Below are 21,921 nucleotides of genomic sequence, written 5' to 3' on the forward strand. Positions count from 1 at the left end.
GCGGTTGGGTAGGGGATACTCTGTTAGGCTCCCGCCGCACCATGGTGATGGGCGCTGTGGTGCTCACCGTGGGCTATGCCCTGCTGGGGCTGGATATGGGCAGCCAGATGGCGCTGTTTGCAGCGCTGGCCGTCATTGCGGTGGGCAACGGGCTGTTTAAATCCAACGCGGCTAATCTGGTCCGGCGGATTTATGAGGGCGATGACGCCCGTATCGATGTCGCCTTTACCATTTACTACATGAGCATCAATGTAGGCTCTACGCTGTCTCTCCTGCTGACACCGTGGTTGCAGGAAAATTACGGCTGGTCTCCGCCTTTTTGGGTTTGTTCAGCAGGGCTGGCGTTTGGTGTGGTGTGTTACGGGCTGTTCCGCAAACGGCTGGCGCATATTGGCTCCAGTCCGGATTTTCAGCCTCTGGTGCTCTCCCGCTTTTTAGCGGTGTTGGGCGGCACGGTGCTGGTTCTGGCGGTTATGATCGGGCTGTTGCGTTACCCGGCAGCGGGCCGCGCCTGCGTGTGGGTGGCGGCGCTGGCGGTGGGCTGTGTCTGGGTGGTGCTTTATCGGCGTGCCTCCGCGGCCGTGCGCCCCGGTCTGCGGTTGGCCTATCTGCTGATTGTGCAGACCATGCTGTATTTTGTGTTTTACCAGCAAATGGTCACATCCCTGACCCTGTTTGCGCTGCGGGATGTGGATTCCGCCTTCACACTGGGTGGCATTACGCTATTCCATATGTCTGCCGGGCAGTTTCAGGCGCTTAATCCGGTCTGGATCATGTTGGCAAGTCCGCTGCTGTCGTGGGTTTATAAATCCATGGCGGATCGGGGCTGGAATTTTCCTATTGCAGAGAAGTTTATTGTTGGCTTCTCGCTGGTGTCGCTCTCCTTCCTGATCTGGTGGTGGAGTGCGGCGACGGGCGGAAACCATCTTGTCTCCCCGTGGGTGATGTTCTGGGCTTATGGCGCGCTCTCTATCGGGGAACTGCTGATTAGCGCACTCGGGCTGGCTGTGGTCGCCCGCTATGCGCCCGCCAATGTGGGTGGGTTCATGATGGGTAGCTATAACGTGTCCAACGGTGTGGCGATGTATCTGGGCAGTGCGCTGGCCAATCTGGCAGCTGTGGGGCCTGCCGTGGCTTCGGCTGATCCGGGCCAGACCTTGCCCGTTTATGCAGGGTTGTTCCGGATGCTGTTTCTGCTGGGTATTGGCTGCACGCTGCTGTTTGTGGTGTGCCTACCCTTTACCCGCCGGTGGGATGCGCAGCACCGGGCGGCGCAGGGACTTAAGCCGTAAGCGGCAGCATTTTTTGCGTGAGCGTGTTGCGGGGCGGGGATGATCCTCCGCCCCGTTTGCGTTTCTGCATACTTGCGGAGGAGAATGGGCGCATAACGGAACAGGCCCGCCACAGCGTGACGGGCCTGTTCTTGCGGCCTTCTGAAATCTGGAAAAACTGGTCAGAATTCAGCGGAGAGTGTGAAGTGGTACACACGCGGCAGGCCTGCATAGAGGCTGGAGGCTGCGCCAGATGTGCCGCTGGGGGCACCTGTGTAGACGGAAGCCCAGTAGCGTTCATTGGTGGCATTGCTTACACCAAAGCGTAACACCATTGGGAGTTTTTCCGTCGCGCGGAAAGAGTAGCGTGTGCCAAGTTCCAGCGTTGTGTAGGAGCCGGTGTGCAGCGTGTTGGTCACGTTAGCGGCCCGGTTGCCCATATAATGCACATTGGCGTTAAACGCCCAGCCGGATGCAAATCGGCCAAGAGAGGCGGGCAGGCGATAATCCAGCAGCAGGTTGGCCTGAAGCGGAGCCGCGCCGACAATTTCCTTGCGGTTCAGGGTGGGGGAGGCCGCGCCAACCAGCTCTGCATCCAGCCATGTCATACCCGCCAGAACGGACAGGTTGGGCAGCACTTCACCAGAAATCTGGGCTTCCACACCGTAGTTTCTCTGCGTGCCACCATACTGGTAGGTCTGGCAGTTGGTCATGGCTGCGCAGCCTGCATGCGGGTTTTCCGCCGCGACATACATGGCGTAGGGGGATGTCATGCGGAAACCAGCCACGTTAAACTGCATGGTATTGTAACGCAGTTTGTAGCCGACCTCATATTCTTCAGAATGGGCGACGGGGAGTGCGAGGTTGGTATTGGTATAGCTGGTGCTGTTGGGTGTGACAGGCCCGGCTTCCACAGAACGACCATAGGTGAAGTAAAACGTCTGATTATCTGTGGGCTTATACATGATGCTGGCGGTGGGGCTGAACGCCGCGGATGTTTCAAACGTATCACGCAGAGCACTTTTGGCGTTCAGCGCGCCGCGCTGGTGGATCCATCCCCATGAGAGCGTACCCATAATGGACCAGTGCTTGGTGAGTTGCAGAGTGTCCCCCACAATAAAGGACTGGCTCATGATGCTGCTGGATTTGTAGCGGCCATGATAATAAGGCTGCGTACCGCCGTCCGGCGTTGCGCCATACATATTATGGATGCCCAGATTCTGCGCCGCAGTTGAGCCCCCAACGGGGTTGAAGTTCCCCATCATATACCCGTTAGTGCCAATCACCAGATCGTGCCGGACTGGCCCGGTGTAAACGCGGCCATTGATGTAGGCCATGTTACTGCCAACCCGGAAATCATTCGCAGTGGTGGTGGCGGTAGCTTTGGAACTGTACCAGCCGTCACTGCCACGCAGGCCGCCGCAGGCTTTGCCGCCATCACACAACGTATCGGCTACACCAAATGCCTGACGGGCTGCGTCCTGATACAGGCCACCAAGCGTGATGCTCCAGTTCTGGTTAAACTGGTGCTTGATCTTGCCCATAAACGTGTTGGTTTCCATGTTGTAGCCGCTCCATTGCGGAGCAAGCCTCCGGCTCAGATCAGGCGCTTCAGGCAGCTTGCTGCCGCCCACGCCTGTTGCCATAATGCCAAAAGCAGGCGCATTGCCGCGCTGGTCATAGGTGTAATGGCTGGCGTCAATTTCGATAACTGTCTTGTCATCCAGATGGAAATCGAAATCTCCACTGACCATTTCACGCCGTAGGGAGGTGCCCTGCGCGTAAGCTGTGCCGTCCGCATGCAGCATGTTCAGGCGATAGCCAAACCAGCCATTGCGGCCAAGACGACCGGAAATATCGCCATTGACTGTGGGTGTGCCGATGGAATCCACCCCCACGGAAAGCCGTTCCGTGCGCCGGTCCGTCGGGCGTTTGAGAGTATATTCAAACACGCCTGCTGGGTTTTCCGGCCCATACATGGCCCCGGCCAGACCATTGAGCACTTGAAGGTTATCCACCCATTCCGCCGGATACGGCGTGGTGGAGACGACGTTCAGCCCGTCCAGACGAGAATTGGCAATTACATCGGCCTCAAACCCACGGGACTGCGGGCGAGAGGTGTTGGGGTCGCCTCGCACTTCCAACTGCACGGAGGGCAGATATTGCGCCATGTCATTAATGCTACGGATCTGCTGGTTGACCACAACGTCATGCGTCACACCCATCACGGAATAAGGTGTGTCCAGCGTGTCGCGGTTTCCCAAGGGGCCGAGATAGACAACCTTGTTCATATAGCGCGCGGCGGTGCCATCTGCCGCATGGTGCCCGTGGACGTTGATGGTCTCCCCGTTGGAGCCATCCAGAATCCCGGCAATGGGGGCAGGAATGTGTCTATCGTCTGCTCCGGACACAGGGTTTTTAAGAGCCGCTTTTTTTGTGGGTGCTGGTTTGACAAGGACCCGTTTAGCGGCTGTGGCCTGCGGAGCCGGGGCGGGTGTTGAGGCCAGAGCGGAACTTGTCAGCAGGAGTGCGCCGAATGTTCCGGTGGCAACAAGGGAAGAAAAACGATCACGCATGGCTTTGGCTGGTCCGGGCTGAGGAAACACAGGATGCCTGCTTCTGCCGCGCCAAAAAGACGTTGTCTATATATGGTGAGACATAAATCCATATATGAGTGAATATAATTAAAGAGTGATGCCAGAATAAGACAGTCTGGCCGTGTAGAGCCGGTTATTGGGGGGCTGGTATGCATTTTTCTGGACCATAACTGTGCCGTTATTGCACGTTACGTATCGACTCTTTAGCACTCTCTTATTGCAGGAAAGCGGGGAAATATCGGGTGAACTGGCTGTATTTGTTGATGAGTGGCGTATTGGAAATTGGCTTCACCACCTGCATGCGGTTTGCAAAAGGCTGGCAGGATATCGGTTGGTTTATCGGCCTGCTCTTCTGTCTGGTTGCCAGTATCGGGCTTGTGCAACTTGCAACCCGCACCATTCCTTTAGGTACGGCCTATGCCATCTGGACCGCTTTAGGAACCGCTGGAACTGTTCTGTTCGGGATGGTGGTGTTTCATGAACCCGTTTCCATCATGCGGCTGGTCTTTATTGCTGGGATTGTCTGTTGCGTGATTGGCCTGAAACTATGCGGGAGCTGACCAGAGAGCGGACTACTCTTCCGGGAGCGCACGCTCAGCCTTCCCGCGCAAAAGGGCGGGGGCTCAGAGTTTTGCTGAAAAACGCAAAACCATAGCTCTGCAGAAGCAGGCTTTAATCAGGATTTCAATTTTCAGGAAAGAAAATGCTGGGGCGAATGACGGGGCTCGAACCCGCGACAACCGGTACCACAAACCGGCGCTCTACCAGCTGAGCTACATCCGCCACACAGCAAGCGCTCATGTAGAGAAACGTAGCAGGCGCGTCAAGGCCGGGATGCGGCGAGAGGAAGAAAAATTCCAGAGCACCTTTTATCCGTCTTTCTGGCTGGCCCAGTGCTTGATACGCGCCACAGCGTCCTGCAACACGGCGTCCTGCTTGCAGAAGGCGAAGCGCACCAGATGCTTCGGCGGGGTGCCGTTGGCGGGGTCATAAAAGGCGGAGGCCGGGATGGTGGTGACCCCGGCTTCTTCCGTTAGCTGGCGGGCAAAGGCCACATCGTCCAACCCGTTGGCCAGCGGCGTAATGTCCGCCATCACGAAATAACTGCCATCACATGGCAGCACCTCCAGCCCGACGCTGCGCAGACCTGCGGAGAGGATGTCGCGCTTGCGGGCCATGTCAGCGGCCAGATCTTGAAAATACTGGTCATCCTTGTTCAGGCCGAACGCTACGGCACGTTGCAGGTTGGGGGCGGTGGCAAACACCAGATTCTGGTGCGCTTTGGCCACCACAGCCGCGAGTGGTGCAGGGGCTGTCACGTATCCCACCTTCCAACCAGTGAGGGAGAAGCTTTTGCCAGCACTGCCAATGCGCAGGCAGCGTTCGCGCATGTCCGGGCGGCTCATCAGAGAGACATGGGGCGTGTTGAAGGTAAGGTGCTCATACACTTCATCACACACGGCATAGGCATCATGCTGGCGCAGCAGGCTGGCGATGAAGTCCAGTTCCTCCGTTGTGAACACCTTGCCGGTGGGGTTCATAGGCGTGTTGAGCAGAATGGCCTTGGTGCGGGCGGAAAAGGCGGCGGCTAGAGCCTCACGCGGTAGTGTCCACCCCGGTTCTTGCAGCCGTACCAGCCGGGGAATACCGCCAAGCTGGCGGACCATGGGCAGATAGGTGTCATAAAGCGGTTCTATCAGCACCACGTCATCGCCGGGTTCAATCAGCGCCATCAGGGCCGCGGCAAGGGCTTCGGTCGCGCCGGATGTCACCACCACTTCCGACTCCGCATCAATTTCCAGCCCCTGAAAACGGGCGTTGGAGTCCGCCACCGCGCGGCGTAATTCCGGCAAGCCGGTCAGCGGGGCATATTGGTTGCGGCCATCCAGCAGGGCGTCTGCTGCAACCTGCACCATATCCTGCGGGCCTTCTGTATCCGGAAAGCCCTGCCCGAGATTGATGGCGTCATGCGCCCGCGCCAGTTCTGACATGACCGTAAAGATGGTGGTGGGCAGGGCGGCAATCTGCCGGTTGAGCGGTTTTGTCATAGCCGTATTCCTTAGAGCCGCCGGGGGAGATGCCATGAGAGCTACCATGAGAGCTATTGGGCGGAGCGGGGCAAGATGCAGCGGAAAAAGTAAGCGCTGCGGGCAGACTGCCACGGGCTGGCGGCGGGAGAAAAGGGGGGAGATTGGTGCTGCATCGTTATATTTCGCACAAGGCCGATTGCCCGCGCGGCCAACCCGTGCAAGTTTGGGGGCGTTCGCTCTGAGTCTTCATGCCTTTTGGGCATGTCGCGCGCAGAAAGGACACCCCCTCTTGTTCAGTGCAGCACTAGAATATTGATGACGTGACATGAGAAAGATCGAGGCCATAATCAAGCCGTTCAAGCTGGACGAGGTGAAGGAAGCCCTTCACGAACTCGGCCTGCAAGGCATTACCGTTATCGAAGCCAAGGGCTTCGGGCGGCAGAAAGGGCACACGGAACTCTATCGTGGCGCGGAATATATTGTAGATTTTCTGCCCAAGATGAAAATTGAGGTTGTCTGTCCCGCTAATCTGGTGGAGCGCGCGGTAGAGGCCATATCCGCCGCAGCTCGGACCGGACGAATCGGGGACGGCAAGATTTTCATTCTCCCGGTGGAAGACGTGGTGCGAATCCGTACGGGGGAAAGAGGGGAAGACGCTATCTGAGGCGGCCCGGCCCGGGACTACCCGACAGCGAACGCGAGTTTTATAATCCTAGACGTGCCGCAAGAGTGTGGTGCGCAACAGGTTGTAGGTGAAGACATATGGTGAAGAAAACGACCACTGCGGGTGACAGCAAGGCCGCAGCGATTGCTAAGGTTTTTGACCTGATCCAGGAAAACTCGGTCGAGTTTGTCGATCTGCGTTTCACGGACCCGCGCGGCACGTGGCACCACACGGCGCAGTATGTCACCACGATTGAAGAAGATACCTTTACCGAGGGCTTCATGTTTGACGGCTCCTCCATCGCTGGATGGAAAGCTATCAACGAAAGTGACATGATTCTGCTGCCGGACCCGGAAACCGCTGTGATGGACCCGTTTACGGCGCGCCCGCAGTTGATCCTGTTCTGTGACATTATCGAGCCGTCCACAGGCCAGCCCTATAACCGTGACCCGCGCTCCACCGCCAAGCTGGCTGAGCAGTATCTGAAGTCCTCCGGTCTGGGCGATACCGCGTTTTTTGGTCCGGAAGCTGAATTCTTCATCTTCGATAACGTGCGCTTTGGCACCGGCCCGAACTTCGGCAAATATCAGCTCGACAGCATCGAAGGACCCGGCGCATCCCTGAAGGAGTACCCGGAAGGCAATATGGGCCATCGTCCGGGCGTTAAGGGTGGTTACTTCCCCGTGCCGCCGGTGGATAGCGAGAACGACCTGCGCGCAGAAATGCTCGCCACCATGGGCGAAATGGGCCTGCCGATTGAAAAGCAGCACCACGAAGTCGCACAGTCCCAGCACGAACTGGGCACGAAGTTTGACACGCTGGTCCGCTCTGCCGATTTCATGCAGATCTACAAATACTGCGTGCACAATGTTGCCCATTCCTACGGCAAGACCGCGACGTTCATGCCCAAGCCGATCTATGGCGATAACGGCTCCGGCATGCATGTGCATCAGTCCATCTGGAAAGACGGCAAGCCGACTTTTGCAGGCAATGGCTATGCGGACCTGTCCGATACCGCTCTGTATTACATCGGTGGCATCATCAAGCATGCCAAGGCACTGAACGCCTTCACCAACCCCTCCACCAACTCCTACAAGCGCCTGATTCCGGGTTTTGAAGCTCCGGTGCTGCTGGCGTATTCCGCGCGCAACCGCTCTGCGTCCTGCCGTATTCCGTATGCCACCAACCCCAAAGCCAAGCGCGTTGAAGTCCGCTTCCCGGACCCGACAGCCAACCCGTATCTGGCATTCGCTGCCATGCTGATGGCTGGTATCGATGGCATCAAGAACAAGATCCACCCGGGCGATGCCATGGATAAGGATCTGTATGACCTGCCGCCGGAAGAACTGAAGCAGATCCCGACGGTAGCTGGCTCCCTGCGTGAAGCGCTGGAAGCTCTGTCTGCGGATTATGAATTCCTGCTGGCTGGTGGCGTGTTCACCAAAGACCAGATCGACAGCTACATCAACGTCAAGTGGGAAGACGTGCATCGCTTTGAACACACGCCGCACCCGGTTGAGTTTGAAATGTACTATTCCGTCTGATCCCTCTTTTAAGGGTTTAGTCGATCAGGAACGCGGCCTTCTTCGGAAGGCCGCGTTTTTTTTGTGCCCGCTGCGTGAGATTCTGGGGGCGGGAGCCTGATGCGCTTTTGTGGTTTAAGTGTTGTGTGTTGCCCGGTGGCTGCACTGGCGCGCCCGGCAATTGACTCGAACGGTGAGGACGATAAGACACATACCTGTGATGGTTTCCCCTCATCATAAAGGGGAATGAAAAGGGAACCGGGTGCGGGCATTGCAAGCCTTAGTCCCGGGCTGTCCCCGCAACTGTAAGCGGTATGCGAGAGCATTTCCGGGCGCGCTGCGTCCGGCCCACTGGAGATGAGTTTTCCGGGAAGGGGAGTGCTTTGGTGAGACGCCGCAAGCCAGGAGACCTGCCATCCCGCAAGTGGTTGCAATCAGGAAACGCCAGTCGGGGTGTGCTGGCGTGCGTGGCTGAGGTCTTCTCCTGCGTCTGGCGCGGAAGGGGCTGAACGGTGCGGTCCTGTGGCAACGGCTGACCACGGGATATGAGTAAGATGACCTTTTTTCGTTGCGTGCTGACCACCTCCACTATTTTGGCCGTCAGTGGCGTTTCTCTGGCCGGTGCACAGGCCGAAGCCCTTTCAGGAACATCGCCACAGTCTGGCAAATTTTCAGCGCATAAAGTTGCGGTGTCACGCGCAAAGCCTCAGGGGCGGGTCGAGGTGCCGCACAGCACCCGCACCCGCAGCGTTTCTGCACCGCAGCGGGAGGCGGCGCAGCGGGCAGAGCGTATTGGTCAGAGTGGCGTAATAGCGCAGTCAGGTGCGGCAGGGGCCGCGCGCAGCGCGGCGGGGCAGCAGAGCGCAACGACAAAGGGTGTTGCAGCAAGTGCCGGGCAAAATACGGTCGGGACCGTGCCGGCAGGGCGCACCATTGTGTCCCTTAGCCCCTCACAGGGGTTGCCAGAGGTTATCACGGTCAGTGCGCTGCGCAGGCCCGTGCGGGCGGATGATGTCGGTTCCAGCGTGACGGTGATAACGGATGAGCAGATTGCCACCCAGCAGCGCCGCACATTGCCCGATATTCTGGCGCGTCAACCGGGGCTGAATGTTGTGCGGTCAGGCGGCTTTGGCGGCACGACCTCCATTTTCATGCGGGGCGCGAACGCCAACGATGTGAAGGTGCGGATTGACGGCATGGACGTTAATGACGGGAGTTCCGCCAGTAATGCGTTTGATGCCGGACAGTTTGTGACAGACGGCATTGGTACTATCGAAATTCTGCGCGGCCCGCAGAGCGGCCTGTATGGCGCGGATGCCATGGCAGGGGTGATTGATATTAACACGAAGCAAGGGCAGGGGCGTTTTAAACCGTTTGTGCGGATTGAGGGCGGTTCTTACGGCACGTTCAATCAGGTGCTCGGGGCTTCCGGCAGTTCTGGGCGCTTCCATTATAACGTTGTGCTCTCTCATTACCGTATCGACGGTTTTCATGAAGTGCCACGTTATATTGAACGGTATCATGACTCCAACCGCGCCCAGCGCCGCGCAGGAGACCGGAACGATAACCGCAGCGCCAATGTCAAACTGGGTTATGATGTCACGCATAATTTTGATCTGGGGCTGACCGCGCGACTGATTCAGGCCAATTATCACACCTTTACATCCTATGATGATGCTTACACGCCGTATAACGGTGACCAACTGATAAGAGATAACAACACCCAGAATGAGGCCGTTGTGCGCGGCACCGCGCATCTTTCTTCCTTTGGTGGGCGGTTTGATCAGGTTCTGGGGCTTGGCTATATGACCAACCGCCGCCGCTATATGCAGGACGGGCAGTACGCCACTGGCACGCCTGCCATGACGGACCCGGATTATTACCGTTCCACCCGCCTAAAAGTGGACTGGCACGGTACGGTGGATTTGCGGAAATTTGGCACGGTTCTTGTTGGTGCCGAGCATTTTCACGACAGTATCAATGTCTCCACAGATGACCCGAGAGAACCTGTTCACACCACCGCAGGCATGGATACCACGGCGGGTTACGGGCAGTATGAGGGCAACTGGAACCGCATTCTCTACGGTGCGGCCAACGTGCGGTATGATGCCAATTCCCGCTACGGTAACCATGTGACATGGCGGGTGGCCCCTGCTCTCCATGTGCCCAACACGGGCACAATTATCAAAGCGAGTGCGGGGTCAGGCTTCCATGCGCCGTCGCTCTATCAGCTTTTTGTCAATCAACGAGGGGCTGGCTGGGGGGAAGAGGGCAATCCCAACCTGAAAGCCGAAACCATGATTGGTTATGATGTTGGTGTTGAGCAGAAACTACTGCATGATAAACTGCATTTTGGCGCCACATGGTATGATAACAAGGTGCGAAACCTGATCCAGTCGTCCTCTTACGTTCAGCCTGCTGCGGGGAGTGCTTGGGGGAATTACATCTATTCCTTTGGCAATATTGGTCATGCGCGGATGTATGGCGTGGAAGCGTTTCTGGACTGGAAGGCGCTGGATACGCTCAGCTTTGCGCTGAACTATACGTGGACCCATGCGCGCGATACTGAAAATGATGCTCTGTTGCAGCGCCGTCCGCAGCATAAGTTTAATTTCAACACGACGTGGTCTCCCGTTAAGGACTTCACGCTGTCTGGCAATATTCTCTACACCAGCGGCTGGCGGGATTACCCTCTGATTGGTGAAAGTTTCTGCGCCACCTGTGCCAAGGGGCATGGATATTTTACGATTGATCTGGCCGCGAATTACAAAATTAACCGCTATATCTCGGTGTTTGCGCGGGCGGATAATCTGCTTAATCGGCAGTATGAAAATCCGGTTGGCTATCTCCAGCCGGGCCGTGCCGGGTATGGTGGTTTTACGCTGAATTACTGAGGCCGCACAGGGCGCTTGCCAGAAGGCCATTGCAGCGGGGGCTCGGTTCCGGCTGCAATGGCCTTTTTTACGCCACGCGCTAGAGTGACAAGATCAGGTTAAGACCCACTTTCAAAAAAGGCTTTTCTTATGGTCATGCAACGCCCAGAAACCCAGCGCGCCTCTCATTATGCTTTATCCCGTACGTTTGGTGCGCTTGCGCGGTCTGGCTTGTTCATGGGTCTGTTTTGTGTCGGCGTATCCGGCACGGCATTGGCGGAAGACAGCACCGTGCATAACTGGACTACCAGTGGGAACGTGACGGTGGCTGATCGTTTCCCGGATGTGCAGGCATCCGGGATTGCGCGACTGCCGGATGGGCGGATTGTGCTGTCTCTCCCCACCAGTGCTCAGCGCCATAAAGGTCCGGTACTGGTGACATGGAATCCCGGCAAACTGACGCCATTCCCAGATAAAGCCGCGCAGAGCGAGATGATCTCCCCACTTGGCATGACAGTGGACGCCAACGGTCAACTCTGGCTGCTTGATGAAGGGGTACGTGCAGGCAGCAAGGCCAAAGCAAAACCGGCCTTGCTGCATATTGACCCAAGGACGAATAAAATCGTTCGTCGTTACGCCTTTAGCGCCCCCGCCGTGCGGCCAGACAGTCATGTGAATGATGTGCGGGTTGACCTGACACACGGCAGCGCAGGCACAGCGTTTGTCAGCGATACCTCCCAGACCACGCATCCGGCTTTGCTGGTGGTGGACCTTGCCAGCGGACAGGTGCGACGTATTCTGGAAGAAACCGTGTCTGTGAGCCCTGTGCCGGGGTTTGTGATGGAAGCGGATGGTCGGCTTGGCCGGTATGATGCAACACACCCGACAGTTCCGCAGGGCGGTGTGGATGGCGTGGCGCTCAGTGCTGATTCTACTCGGCTTTATTGGTCTCCGCTGTCTTCCCGTCGCCTCTACAGCGCGCCGACATCCGTGCTGGCAGACCCCAATGCCTCAGAGGCGACGCTGGAAGCGGCTGTGAAAGATGAAGGGGAAGTCGGGATTATGGATGGTATGATAACCGGACCTGACGGCAGCCTGTATGTGACGGATATTGAGCGCCATGCCGTGGTGCGTCGCGCGCCGGATGGTGCCCTCTCGCTTGTGGCGCAGGATGCGCGCCTGATTGCGCCCGATAGTATGACGTTTGACGGTAAGTCCATTCTGCTCACGGTCGGCCAGTGGGCCCGCCTGCCGGACTTCCATAATGGAAAGGATAAGCAGGAGCGGCCTTATATTCTGGTGCGTATTGCGCTGCCGGAAGACCAGACACACGCCACACAAGAATAACAAAATTCAGGCCATCTACCAGAACGGGTAGATGGCCTGCACTGCCTTATTGTGTAACGCCGAACTGGAAGATGGTTGTGTAGTCAAACGTCTGACCGGGTTGGAGGGTTGTGGTCGGGAACGTCGGGTGATTGGGAGAGTCGGGGTAATGCTCGGCTTCAAACGCAACGGCGTCGGTCTGGCGGTAGGCACGGCCGGATTTTCCAGCATAAGCGCCGTCCAGTGAGTTAGACGTATAAACCTGCAAACCGGGCTGGGAGGTAAAGACTGTCAGGGTGTGTCCCGTGGCCGGGTCTGTCAGCGTCGCAGCCAGCCGAGGCTCCTTGCCGTACTCTCCGTTGACAACCCAGTTATGGTCATAGCCTCGGGCATACATCATCTGCGGCATGTTGCTGCGCAGGCGCTCACCAATGACGTGCGGGGCGGTAAAATCAAGCGGTGTGCCCGCAACAGGCGCGATTTCGCCTGTTGGGATGGAAGTGCTGTCCGTTGGTGTATAATGGTCTGCATTGATTTGTAGGATCTGATGCTCAATGGAGCCTGAGCCTTCCCCAGTCAGGTTGAAATAGCTGTGGTTTGTCAGGTTCAGGACTGTCGGTTTATCCGTTGTGGCGCGATAATGCAGGGTCAGGCGGTTTGAATCATCCAGAATATAATCCACATGTACGGTCAGGGTGCCGGGAAAGCCTTCCTCCCCATCCGGGCTGACCAGTGTGAGTTCTGCCCCGGTGGCATGGGGTAGACCGGAAAGGCGACGCACACTCCAGAGTTTTTTGTCAAAACCATGCAGGCCACCATGCAGGGCATTGGGTGGGGCTGTCACGGCGACATGATACTCTTTTCCGTCGAGCGTATAGGTGCCTTTGGCAATCCGGTTGGCATAACGGCCGATGAGCGCCCCGAAGAAGAGACCGCCTTTGGCACTATCAACCGTGTATCTCTTCAGGTCTGAAAAACCGAGAACAATATCATCAGTTTTTCCATTTTTATCCGGGGTTGTAATGGAGGTGATGATGCCGCCATACGAGGTGAATTTTACCGTGGTGCCCTGTTTATTGCGCAACGTAAAAAGATAGGCTTTTTGTCCGTCTGGTAGTTTTCCAAAAACTGTCTTTTCAAAAGCCGGGGCTGCATGCGCACTGCTGACCAATGTGGACGATGCCAGCAGGGTGGCGGCCAGAGCCTGAAGTGTGCGGAAAGAGAGGAAGCGGGGCATGGAATGCACTCCTTAATAGAGACAGAAACAGGGTTGCCTGATCTGAGGCCGGGGGAGTTCCCCGGCCCTATGTGTGTTTTCAGACGCTCAGGCTTCAGAAAGTCAGACCCGTTTCAAAATCCAGAATATAGGCGTTGGGATAACGGTTTGTGCCACCCGGATGCCAGAGATACTGCATGCCGGGGCGGATGGTGGCCCAAGGGGTTGGCCGCCAGCCATAGTTCAACTCAAGAGAGTTTTCCTGCGTGGGTTTGAACGCTGGTTCTCCCATGGATTGAAGATAGCGGGCGTAATCCGTAATTTTGGGGTTTACGACAAGAAATTTCCCGCCAAAGCTGACGGTATCATCAGGCCGCGAGGGAAATGTCCCTTTGCGGATAATACCCCATGTGGCGAAGTAAGGGGCAAGGGCAGTACGCGGGTCTCCCCAGATGAAGCTGCCGAAAATGACAGTGCCTTGTGAATGGCCTTCTCGGTCACGCTGGATCATCTGGTCTGCTTCCACCCAGCCACCATAACGCCCTCTGACAGATTGCTGGGGCAGGTTGATGAGGGCGACATTCGCAGGCTCGAACGAGGCAATTTTTGTGGTCACAATCTTGACCTCTGATGTATCCCAGTATCCGCCAATCTTGATGTTACCGGGCAGGCCACCATGTTCATCTGTATCCCCGGTTTTCCAGCCAAGCTGAAAGGGCAGGTAGGTGCCGGTGGAGTCTCCCAGCCCCAGTTTCCAGCCATTATGGGTGTTGGAGATGGTATTATCCACGTTATAAATCCCGGCAGACACAAGCAGGCGGTCTGTGCCAAGCGGGTAGAGCTTGAGATATGCGCCCGGATGAGCCGTGGGGTACCAGCCATAGCCCGAGTTCATGGCCAGAGATTGCGGCATCCCGCAGACAGCATTTGTCTGAAACTGGCAATAGATAGACATACCCCAGTGTTTTGTGGATTCCGCAAAGTCATTTTCCGTATTGATCCAGCCTGCTTCCATATCAACATACTTGCCAAAATGGTGCTCAAGGGACCAACGTGTCAGGCGAACAGTTTCACCGGACCCAAAGATCTGCTGCACGGAGTCCAGCGCTGGCAGGATGGACGTGCCCAACCCAAGGCCCGCGCGCTCGGTTATCAGCAGATGCATGGTGCCGATGTCATGCCCGGTCAGTTTCTTGAAATCGATATCTGTCCCCAAGCCGAATTCATGCGCGTAACGTACGGCCTGCGCCTTACCGCCGATGGGGTTTCCTGACGTATCTTCCAGATAATGTCCCTGAATGGAAATACCCCGGCTTTCAAGCCACTGGCGCCTGCCGCCCCAGTCGCCCGTCATGGTGCTACCGTGAATCCATTCGTCGTAGCTTTGCGGAAAGATGCCTTGGAATGTCTGCGGAACGGAAGCTGATGGGGGGTGTGCCATATCGGGCACGGCAGCCGGTGTTGGCTGTGCCAAAGGCAGCGTGCGTGCGGGAACGCGGGAGGCGTAACCACCAATCTGGGGTAGGCGTTTTGTGAATTTCTGAGACGCAACGGAGTCTGCTTTTGAAAAAGAATTCTGAAGCAGGATCATGGAGAGAGAACCAACCATGATCTGAACTGTCTTTTTCAACAAAATAAGCACTCCGCAAAATACAAAAAATAGGAGAGAAAGATAAGGCTGTTTTAAGAGTGGGAGTTTTTCATTCAGTACAGCAATGGTACTGTTTTGTCAAAACAATTTTTCTATTGATATACAAAAGAAAATTCCTTTTTCAGGCATTTATCACGAAGATATTATAATTATGTCATGAAAAAATCAGAGCATTCTTGTATTGTATGAATACACACTTCCTGCGGAAAGACATTTCCTGCGGAATTTTTTTATTGACAAAATCTGTGTGGCTCTTCTTTTTCCACAAATGTAATCACCTGCATTTATCCTGAACAGGAAATTCATTTCATGAGCACACGAGCCGACAGGCCAGGGATTGTTCTGGCCATAACTGCGATTGTGACGGGTCTTCTCGGACTGACTTTGGCAGGAGGAGGGGCATGGCTTGCCGTGCTTGGCGGCTCTGTTTTTTATGTCGTGTGTGGTCTTGCGTTGCTGGCAACCTCTGTTCTTCTATGGAAGCAGCGGGTTGAGGCTCTGTGGCTTTACGCAGGTATCGTTTTCGCAACACTGCTCTGGGCTGTTGCCGAGGCCGGGTTTGATTTCTGGACGTTGGCGCCGCGTGGCGACATCATCCTCCCGCTGGGCATCTGGTTGCTTCTGCCGGTTGTGGTGCGGAAGCTCGGGCCTGCCTCCCGCTGGGCGCGTGTACCGCTGGCGGCTGGTGTAGCGGCTGGCGTTGCCGTTTTCGGGTTTGCGCTGACGCAGGACCCTCAGGATATTGCAGGTGTGTTACCCTCGGTCGCGCAGCAGGGCGTTGTGCCGGGTGATGCGCAGGATGCGGTGGATGCGGACTGGCCCGCTTATGGCCGGACCCAGTTCGGGGATCGTTATTCTCCGCTCAAACAGATTACACCTGCCAACGTGACAGGGCTGAAAGTGGCATGGGTGTTCCGCACGCATGACCTCAAGACCCCGAATGACCCCGGTGAAATCACGGATGAGGTCACGCCCATCAAGGTGCGGGACACGCTGTATCTCTGTTCTCCGCATCAGATCCTGTTCGCGCTCGATGCGGCAACGGGGAAGGAGCGGTGGAAGTTTGACCCGAAGCTTCAGTACAACCCGACATTCCAGCATATGACATGCCGTGGCGTATCCTATGCTGAAGCGCATCCGGGTGACCTGACGATTGATGGCACTCCGGTGCCGACAGAGTGCAGCCGCCGCGTGTTCCTGCCGACCAATGATGGTCGGCTGTTTGCGCTGGATGCGGAAACCGGAGAGCGTTGCCATGGTTTTGGCAATGATGGGGAACTGGACCTGAAAAACGGCATGCCGATGCAGAAGGCCGGGTTCTATGAGCCGACCTCTCCGCCAGTGGTGACGCAGAAGATTGTGATTGTTTCCGGCGCGGTGACGGACAATTACTCCACGCATGAGCCGTCTGGTGTGACGCGCGGGTATGACCTGTACACGGGGCGTCTGGTTTGGGCGTTTGACCCCGGCAACCCCAACCCCAATGAACTACCGTCTGCGACGCATCATTATGTGGCGAATTCTCCTAATTCATGGATCACCTCGTCTTATGATCCGCGCCTGAATCTGATTTACATCCCCACAGGCGTTGCCACGCCGGATATCTGGGGCGGTAACCGCACGCCGGATCAGGAACGCTATGCGTCCGGGATTCTGGCTCTGAATGCGGATACGGGAGAGAAGGTCTGGTTCTATCAGACCGTGCATCATGATTTGTGGGACATGGATATTCCGTCCCAGCCGAGCCTTGTGGATATCCACCAGAAGGACGGCACGGTTATTCCTGCACTTTATGCGCCAGCCAAGACCGGCAATATCTTTGTGCTGGACCGTCGTAACGGGCATCTGATTGTCCCGGCTCCGGAAACGCCAGTGCCGCAGGGTGCTGCACCCGGTGACCATGTGGAACCAACCCAGCCCTACTCCGAACTCACGTTTCGTCCGAAAAACAAACTAACGGATGCGGATATGTGGGGCGGCACCATGCTGGACCAGATGGTGTGCCGCATCATGTTCAAGAAGCTGCGGTATGATGGGCCGTTCACGCCGCCGTCCCTGCAGGGCACGCTGGTGTTCCCCGGCAATCTGGGCATGTTTGAATGGGGTGGTCTGGCGGTTGACCCAGTGCGTCAGGTGGCGTTTGCTAACCCGATTGCCATTCCGTTTGTGTCCACTCTGGTTCCGCGCGGGCCGAAAAATCCGGCGCAGCCTGATACCAGCGCCGGACCGTCCGGTTCGGAAAGCGGTGTGCAGCCGCAATATGGCACGCCGTATGGGGTGGATCTGCATGCGTTCCTCTCCCCACTGGGTATTCCGTGCAAACAGCCGGGTTGGGGCTATGTGGCAGGTATCGACTTGAAGACCAACAAGATCATGTGGATGCATCGCAACGGCACCGTTCGGGACAGTTCTCCGCTGCCGCTGCCATTCAAGGTGGGTATCCCCTCTCTGGGTGGTCCGCTGACCACGGCGGGTGGCGTGGCGTTTCTGACCTCCACGGCGGATTATTACATCCGTGCTTATGATGTCACGACCGGCCGCCAACTCTGGCAGGACCGTCTGCCCGCAGGCGGCCAGTCCACGCCTATGTCGTATGAAGTCAACGGCCGCCAGTTTGTGGTGACAGCCGATGGCGGCCACGGCTCCTTTGGGACAAAACTGGGTGACTATATTGTCGCCTATGCCCTGCCGGAGAGTGCGGAAAAGCACTGAGCCAATAGGTCTGTGCCGGGGGTATTTTTCGGTATGATAGAGATAGCGGCGAGCCGGGACACTGGCTCGCCCCTTTTTTATGGTGCCGCCAAGATACGTGCTTCCAGCAGTCGTGTGGCGGAATATGGCGTAAGCAGAGAAGTCACTTGCATTCCCTCTGGTGATTGATGATCCTGCGTTCCATGTGGAATGAACCGTATCTTGAAACCTGTTGTCGCTCCGCTTTGCACCGTCTGTGTCTGGCGGGGGCGGTGGGCCGTCCTGCCGGGCAGCGGGATGATCCGTGTCTGCTGCGGATGGAAGGTATGGGGTTTGTGCGGGATAACGGGCAGGGCCGGTTTTTTGTGACCGACGAGGGCAAGGCCCGCCACGCCCGGGAAGTGTTAAAAGTGGCAGATGGGCTGAAGCCCGCGTCTGCCCGGCATGGATGATTCGTCCGGCTGATCTGTGGGAGGCGCTGGATACGCTGGCGCTGGAACGGGGGCTGACCCCCTCCGGTCTTGCCCGTGCTGCCGGACTGGACCCGACAACCTTTAATCCGTCTCGCCGGTTCAGCCCGCAGGGTGACATGCGTTGGATGGCGCTGCCCACTCTGTTGCGGGTGCTGGATGTTCTGAAAATACCCCCCGCCCAGTTCATCTCGGGGCTGGAAGGGCAGGGGCGCGGCTTAGGGCGGCCCGTTGGGGGGCGTGTGCGGGGGGTGCCGCTTTCCCGCCTTCAGATTTCTGGTTTGTTTGATAGTGCGGGCCATCCCACTGGCGTAATGTGGGAGGATGTAACGCTTCCCTGCGCCATAACGGGAGACGCTTATGCCGTCCGTGTGGATACGGATGCAATGGAGCCGTTTCTGCGCTTAGGCAGTTCTCTGGTGATGATGCCGGACATTCCGCCCCGGCGGTCAGATCGTGTGGTGCTTATACGGCGCGACAAAGAACCGGTTATCGGCATTCTTGTTGAAACATCCTTACAAGAAGAAGATTTGTCACTGGAGGTTGATACCTCTCGGGCGTCTCAATCTGACGACGGTGGACGCCCGCTGAGTGCAGCAGGCGCTCTCCGATGGGCGGTTTTGCCTTACACAGCCGCCGGAAAGGGTAGCGCAGATGTGCGGGTTGATGCCGGTACAGGTGCGGTGGTTGTAGAAGGGGGGAAAGTCGGAATGTTATTACATAGGATCGGAATGGCAACATTTTGAAGTCAGATCTTTTTTTGCGGATATTTGTATAATTTTACGCATAAACTAATTTTATTGCGTCATAATCTATTTAAAAAGTAAATTTATTTCAAAAAACACACGAAAACGTGAACAACCTAAGCAGAAAAACTATTTCGATTTTGCATCAGACTCCCCTACCGTCAGATCATATAATATATGCGGCACGGGTGATTATAATGAAGACGGCGCGTTACGGCAGGCAGGAACGGTCTTATCTTTTAACCTGCACGGCTCTGGTATTTTGTTCAGTCGGGGTGGCAGAGCAGGCGAGGGCCGCTGGGACGGCCCACCGGACGGGTCGGGCGGTTACAAAAGCGCATTCTCATATTGTGCCCGTTGCCAAAAAGACTGTGCCAGCAACGCACCGGACGGCACCCGCGCCACGCGGCCCGCGTTCTATTCGCTCATCCGCAGGGGAGGAAGTGCAGGTCCGGTCCAGCCACGCCCATTCCAGCGGTGCCAATGTGGTGGTGACCCGCGCGGCTATTGACCATTTTACCGCCGGTTCAAGCCCGTTACAGGTTCTGGCCGCAACGACGCCGGGGGTCAGCTTTGGGTCGTCCGATGCCTTGGGGATGGATACAGCGGCCAGTACTTTTTATGTGCGTGGGTTCAATCAGTCCCAGCTTGGCGGCACGATTGACGGTATTCCAATGGGCGGTTTTGGGTTTCATAACTGGTATGGTCTGAATATTGACCAGATCGAAATTCAGGAAAACATTCAGTCCATGTCTGTCTCTCAGGGAGCTGGAGCTGTGGACATGCCGTCTGGACAGACCTTGGGTGGGGCGCTGACATTTCATTCGTCAGACCCCAAAGACAAGGCTGGCGGCAAAATCAGCCAGAGCTTTGGTAGCTATAACGGGTTTCGCACATTTGCCCGTGTGGATAGCGGGATTCTGAATGAAAGCGGGACAAAATTTTACGCATCTTACGCCCGCACAGCCCAGAATTTGTGGAAGGGGTATGGGGATCAGCGGGAAAATCAGGCCAACGTCAAACTTGTTCAGCCGTATCAGAATGGGCGTGGAAAGCTGACGGCAATTTTTGATTACTCCGGTTTTACACAATATAATTTCATGAACATGACGAAAAACATGTGGCAGAACTACGGCCAGGTCGTCATGTTGAAGCCGGATTATGCAAAGGCTATCCGCTGGGCGCAAAATGCCCATGCCGGAACCGTGCCGACCGAAGTGCAGGGTGTGCTGTCAGCGGATGAAGCCTCCAATATTTTCTGGGATGGCTCACAGGTGCAGCGCAACTATCTTGGCGCACTGGTAAATCATTATGATATTTTAAGCTATTTTAAATCAGACACTGTTCTGTACGGGCATGTGTCCAACGGCGATTATGGCGGGACAAACAACTTCCTCACCTCTCCAACATCCGGTATTCCTATGGTGCAGGAACTAGGGCACCCCGACGTGCGGCGTATCGGTTTTACACAAAACTTTACGCTGAAGCTGCATAATAACGATATTCAGACCGGATTTTGGTATCAGAATAACAGCTTCAATTATCCCATGCGGCTGTATGAAGATGGGGTGGACGGCGCGCATGCAACGCTGAGTGGTTTTAAAAAAGGTACGGGCGCTACGTGGTGGGCGGACTCTTTTAACAGTAATACCTTTCAGTTTTACCTGAAAGATGTGTGGCATATTATTCCGGGCATGACGTTGGAAGGGGGATTCCGGTCTCTGACGCAGACAACGCATGGCGGCACCAAATCGGACAATACAGACGCGCTGGCGTCCACATGGGGCACCTACTACTCGCACCCCGTGTCTGGCACCATGACGTCTTCCAATGCATTTCTGCCCCACTTTGCGTTTGATTACCATTTTCTGGATAAGCATGAATTTTACTGGGATATTGCGGAAAACATGCGCACGTATGATTACGCAACCCAGACCAATGGTGGTACGCCATGGGGCGGTCTGGGAAATGCGCATAATTCGGCCCAGAGTGTTTTTGATGAGAATAAAAGTAAGCTGAAGCCTGAGCGCACATGGAATTACGTGGTCGGGTATCGTTACAACTCAGCCTTCTTTACGGGCGCGGTCGATTTCTATCACACGGATTACTACAACCGTCTGGCAGGGATTACCTCTGGTCCGGTTAATAACACCTACAGTGCTTACCTGAATGTCGGGCGTGAGACGATGAACGGGGCCGACGTGCTCGGCACAATCCGGCCTTTCCACGGGCTGGAAATTACCAACAGCTTTAGCTGGAATGATGCTGAGTATAAATCAAACGCCGTGCCATATGGCGGGAGCACGATCAGTCTGAAAGGTAAGCATCAGGTTTTCTATCCGAAGTTTATGTATAAAGCTAACGTCAACTATACATATCGCCGAGCTTCTTTTAACTTTAATACGACCTACAGTAGTGCGCAGTCCATGACCTACACAAATGACGTGAAGGTGCCGTCTTACTGGACGTCTTCACTGATGGCGTCTTATAATTTCGGGAAAATTGGGCATGCGGTGCAGGACCTGAAAGTCAGCTTCTCGGTGAACAACCTCTTTAACCAGAATTATTTTGGCGGGTATTATGGCGCTCCGGCGATGTCGGGGGATAACAACGCCATTCTTTATCAGGCAGCACCTCGCGAGTATTTCGGCACACTCTCCGCCGAGTTTTGATCCGCTCAGGCGCGGGTTGGCACAAGCCTGCGTCTGACTACCTAAGCCCAAAGTAGGCTGATTGGCGAGGGGGGGGGCGCTCTTGGTGCTCTCTCTCTCATTTCCTCCCGGTCTGGCTCCTGTGCAGGACTATGCAGGTCATGCCGTGACGCACGGAAAGCCCGGTATGGGCGTGGAACGCAATTCGACCC

Annotated in this window: 14 protein-coding genes, 1 tRNA gene and 1 riboswitch; of the genes, 10 read left to right on the forward strand and 5 right to left on the reverse strand. The window is 56.2% G+C overall.

From position 1 onward, the window contains the following. Window positions 1–1,292 (forward strand): peptide MFS transporter (locus AD949_RS01335; protein WP_061504600.1); only part of this gene is annotated, 1,292 nt, incomplete at its 5' end. A 161-nt stretch (window positions 1,293–1,453) separates the two neighbouring features. Here the strand turns inward: AD949_RS01335 and AD949_RS01340 are convergent. Next, window positions 1,454–3,847, reverse strand: a complete 2,394-nt coding sequence (locus tag AD949_RS01340) for a TonB-dependent siderophore receptor (protein ID WP_048835907.1) — start codon at window positions 3,845–3,847, stop codon at window positions 1,454–1,456. Window positions 3,848–4,110: 263 nt separating this feature from the next. Here AD949_RS01340 and AD949_RS01345 point away from each other — a divergent pair, with 263 nt between their 5' ends. Continuing rightward, the gene (locus tag AD949_RS01345; RefSeq protein WP_048835833.1) at window positions 4,111–4,428 is read left to right on the forward strand and encodes a DMT family transporter; all 318 of its coding nucleotides are present in this window, start codon (window positions 4,111–4,113) and stop codon (window positions 4,426–4,428) included. Window positions 4,429–4,575: 147 nt separating this feature from the next. On the opposite strand, the gene AD949_RS01350 is transcribed toward AD949_RS01345, so the two are convergent. Beyond that, a tRNA-His gene (locus tag AD949_RS01350) sits at window positions 4,576–4,651 on the reverse strand. A gap of 86 nt (window positions 4,652–4,737) precedes the next feature. Then, window positions 4,738–5,916, reverse strand: coding sequence for an aminotransferase (locus tag AD949_RS01355; protein ID WP_048835832.1), 1,179 nt, complete (start codon window positions 5,914–5,916; stop codon window positions 4,738–4,740). A gap of 307 nt (window positions 5,917–6,223) precedes the next feature. Between AD949_RS01355 and AD949_RS01360 the strand changes: the two genes are divergently transcribed. From AD949_RS01360 to AD949_RS01375, 4 genes are all read left to right on the forward strand, one after another. Next, window positions 6,224–6,562, forward strand: coding sequence for a P-II family nitrogen regulator (locus tag AD949_RS01360; protein ID WP_043551886.1), 339 nt, complete (start codon window positions 6,224–6,226; stop codon window positions 6,560–6,562). 98 nt (window positions 6,563–6,660) lie between these two features. Next, entirely contained in the window at window positions 6,661–8,106 is a 1,446-nt protein-coding gene (gene glnA / locus AD949_RS01365; RefSeq protein WP_048835831.1) for a type I glutamate--ammonia ligase, read from the forward strand. A gap of 183 nt (window positions 8,107–8,289) precedes the next feature. Then, a riboswitch (cobalamin riboswitch) is annotated at window positions 8,290–8,517 on the forward strand. 122 nt (window positions 8,518–8,639) lie between these two features. Beyond that, entirely contained in the window at window positions 8,640–10,979 is a 2,340-nt protein-coding gene (locus AD949_RS01370; RefSeq protein WP_082064725.1) for a TonB-dependent receptor plug domain-containing protein, read from the forward strand. A gap of 135 nt (window positions 10,980–11,114) precedes the next feature. Further along, window positions 11,115–12,305 (forward strand): major royal jelly family protein, encoded by a 1,191-nt coding sequence (locus AD949_RS01375; protein WP_244463365.1) that lies wholly within the window; start codon window positions 11,115–11,117, stop codon window positions 12,303–12,305. A 46-nt stretch (window positions 12,306–12,351) separates the two neighbouring features. Here AD949_RS01375 and AD949_RS01380 read toward each other — a convergent pair whose 3' ends face one another. Beyond that, window positions 12,352–13,521: an aldose epimerase family protein gene (locus tag AD949_RS01380; protein WP_048835830.1), complete on the reverse strand. Its 1,170-nt coding sequence runs from the start codon at window positions 13,519–13,521 to the stop codon at window positions 12,352–12,354. Window positions 13,522–13,615: 94 nt separating this feature from the next. Beyond that, the gene (locus tag AD949_RS01385; RefSeq protein ID WP_244463374.1) at window positions 13,616–15,109 is read right to left on the reverse strand and encodes a carbohydrate porin; all 1,494 of its coding nucleotides are present in this window, start codon (window positions 15,107–15,109) and stop codon (window positions 13,616–13,618) included. A gap of 351 nt (window positions 15,110–15,460) precedes the next feature. On the opposite strand from AD949_RS01385, the gene AD949_RS01390 reads away from it, so the two are divergent. From AD949_RS01390 to AD949_RS01405, 4 genes are all read left to right on the forward strand, one after another. Continuing rightward, on the forward strand, window positions 15,461–17,863 hold the full coding sequence (locus AD949_RS01390; protein WP_048835829.1) for a glucose/quinate/shikimate family membrane-bound PQQ-dependent dehydrogenase: 2,403 nt from the start codon (window positions 15,461–15,463) through the stop codon (window positions 17,861–17,863). A 182-nt stretch (window positions 17,864–18,045) separates the two neighbouring features. Next, the gene (locus tag AD949_RS01395) at window positions 18,046–18,294 is read left to right on the forward strand and encodes a hypothetical protein (RefSeq protein WP_048835903.1); all 249 of its coding nucleotides are present in this window, start codon (window positions 18,046–18,048) and stop codon (window positions 18,292–18,294) included. Then, complete coding sequence (locus AD949_RS01400; protein ID WP_052944559.1) at window positions 18,291–19,058, forward strand: helix-turn-helix transcriptional regulator; 768 nt, start codon at window positions 18,291–18,293, stop codon at window positions 19,056–19,058. The genes AD949_RS01395 and AD949_RS01400 overlap by 4 nt, the downstream gene beginning before the upstream one ends. 197 nt (window positions 19,059–19,255) lie before the next feature. Beyond that, window positions 19,256–21,730, forward strand: a complete 2,475-nt coding sequence (locus AD949_RS01405; RefSeq protein WP_082064710.1) for a TonB-dependent receptor domain-containing protein — start codon at window positions 19,256–19,258, stop codon at window positions 21,728–21,730. Window positions 21,731–21,921: the final 191 nt, after the last annotated feature.

This window comes from Acetobacter orleanensis (genome assembly GCF_001581005.1).
Classification (GTDB): Bacteria; Pseudomonadota; Alphaproteobacteria; order Acetobacterales; family Acetobacteraceae; genus Acetobacter; species Acetobacter orleanensis.

Coding starts and splice junctions, on each gene's coding strand:
- AD949_RS01340 (WP_048835907.1), bottom strand. CDS start 3,847: ATGCGTGATCGTTTTTCTTCCCTTGTTGCCACCGGAACATTCGGCGCA.
- AD949_RS01355 (WP_048835832.1), bottom strand. CDS start 5,916: ATGACAAAACCGCTCAACCGGCAGATTGCCGCCCTGCCCACCACCATC.
- AD949_RS01360 (WP_043551886.1), top strand. CDS start 6,224: ATGAGAAAGATCGAGGCCATAATCAAGCCGTTCAAGCTGGACGAGGTG.
- glnA (WP_048835831.1), top strand. CDS start 6,661: ATGGTGAAGAAAACGACCACTGCGGGTGACAGCAAGGCCGCAGCGATT.
- AD949_RS01370 (WP_082064725.1), top strand. CDS start 8,640: ATGACCTTTTTTCGTTGCGTGCTGACCACCTCCACTATTTTGGCCGTC.
- AD949_RS01375 (WP_244463365.1), top strand. CDS start 11,115: ATGCAACGCCCAGAAACCCAGCGCGCCTCTCATTATGCTTTATCCCGT.
- AD949_RS01380 (WP_048835830.1), bottom strand. CDS start 13,521: ATGCCCCGCTTCCTCTCTTTCCGCACACTTCAGGCTCTGGCCGCCACC.
- AD949_RS01385 (WP_244463374.1), bottom strand. CDS start 15,109: ATGGTTGGTTCTCTCTCCATGATCCTGCTTCAGAATTCTTTTTCAAAA.
- AD949_RS01390 (WP_048835829.1), top strand. CDS start 15,461: ATGAGCACACGAGCCGACAGGCCAGGGATTGTTCTGGCCATAACTGCG.
- AD949_RS01395 (WP_048835903.1), top strand. CDS start 18,046: ATGTGGAATGAACCGTATCTTGAAACCTGTTGTCGCTCCGCTTTGCAC.
- AD949_RS01400 (WP_052944559.1), top strand. CDS start 18,291: ATGATTCGTCCGGCTGATCTGTGGGAGGCGCTGGATACGCTGGCGCTG.
- AD949_RS01405 (WP_082064710.1), top strand. CDS start 19,256: ATGAAGACGGCGCGTTACGGCAGGCAGGAACGGTCTTATCTTTTAACC.